This window comes from Streptomyces sp. RP5T, from assembly GCF_003933965.1.
In the GTDB taxonomy this organism is placed as follows: Bacteria; Actinomycetota; Actinomycetes; order Streptomycetales; family Streptomycetaceae; genus Streptomyces.
This window is the reverse complement of record NZ_RSAJ01001068.1, coordinates 1-1,425: the sequence shown is the minus strand read 5'-3', so window position 1 is coordinate 1,425 and position 1,425 is coordinate 1. Positions and strand designations below refer to the sequence as shown.

The window sequence follows — 1,425 nt, the reverse complement described above, 5'->3', positions numbered from 1 at the left end:
GCCGTCTTCGTCACGGTGGCCGTGGGGGTGGGCGCCTTGCTGCTGCCACCGCCGGAGACGGGGGTCGCGGACGGCGTGCTGTCCGGCGCGCGGCTGCTCTGCTCGGCGGCGCCCCGCGGCTCCTCGCTGCTGTCCTCGTCTTCCTTCTTCTTCTTGCTCTTCTTCTCGCCCTTGTCCGTGCCGGAGGGCGAGACGGAGGTGCCGGGCCCGGAGGAGGCCGGCGCGGCGGACGCGGTGACGCTGCCCGGGTCCGTCGAGGCGGCGGCGGCCGGAGTGCCGTCCGGCCGGGTGAGGAGGAACGCGCCGACGGCCACGGCCCCGACGGCGAGACCAGCGACGGCGGCCAGCAGGGACCTGTGCCGCCTGCCCTTCCCGGCGGCCGGCACGGCGACCGGCGCGAGCACCGGCTCCAGCGGGGTGCGGAAGTGGGGGGACTGCCGGACGGGCGTGTTCTCCAGCACCGCGCACCCCTGCTGCCGCTCGCGGAGCCGGACGGCCAGCGGTTCGTGCCAGTCCGACGCGCGGCCGTGCCCGGCGGCCGTCGCCGCGTCGATCAGCTGCCGCGGGGCGGGGCGCCCCGCGGGGTCCTTGGCCAGGCAGGCGGCCAGCAGGACGGCCAACGCCGGGTCGGACGTGGCGAGTTCGGCCATCACCTCGGTGTCGGGTGCCTCGAAGGCGACCCGGTGCATGACGTCCACGCCGGTCCCGTCGCCGAAGGGAGCGTGCCCGGTGGCGGCGTAGACGATGGTGCAGCCGAGGGAGAAGACGTCGGAGGCGGCGTCGCAGCGGCCCTCGCGCAGATACTCGGGCGCCATGTAGGCGGCCGTGCCGACCCGGTTGCCGCTCATGGTGATCGCGCTGCTGTCGGCCGCGCGGGAGATGCCGAAGTCGATGACGTGCGCGCCCCGGGGGGACAGGATGACGTTGGACGGCTTGAGGTCCCGGTGCACGACCCCGGCGGCGGCCAGCGCCGACAGCGCCTCCCCGAGTTCCGCCACCAGCCGCCACACCCCGGCCGGCGCCGGCAGCCCGCACTCACGGACCGCCTCGGCGAGGCTGAGGCCGGGCAGGTACTCGGTGGCCATCCACAGCAGTGCGTCGTCGAACCCGGTGCCCAGCAGATGCGGGGCGCGCGGGGTGCGCACCCGCCCGTGCACGGCGGCCTCCCTCTCGAACCGCCGCCGGAAGTCGGGGCCCTCGGCGTACTCGGGCCGGATCACCTTCACGGCGGCGAGCCCGGGGGCGTCATCGGCGCGCCGGGCCAGATAGACCCGGCCCATGCCGCCGCTGCCGAGCAGCCCGAGCGGGACGTAGGGTCCGATGCGCACGGGATCGGCGGGCAGCAACGGAACGGCGCCCGCCTGCCGCAGCGCGGTCCCACCGGCCCCCGATATCTCTGTCACGGTCCCCCCGACCTGCCTCTTC

The 1,425-nt window shown here is 76.1% G+C and carries 1 protein-coding gene; it reads right to left on the bottom strand.

Going from position 1 to position 1,425, the window contains the following annotated elements; translation table 11 throughout:
- Nucleotides 1–1,403, bottom strand: a 1,403-nt coding sequence (locus tag EHS43_RS44525; RefSeq protein ID WP_148104343.1) for a serine/threonine-protein kinase, incomplete at its 3' end; no start/stop codon positions are given.
- Nucleotides 1,404–1,425 lie beyond the last annotated feature (22 nt).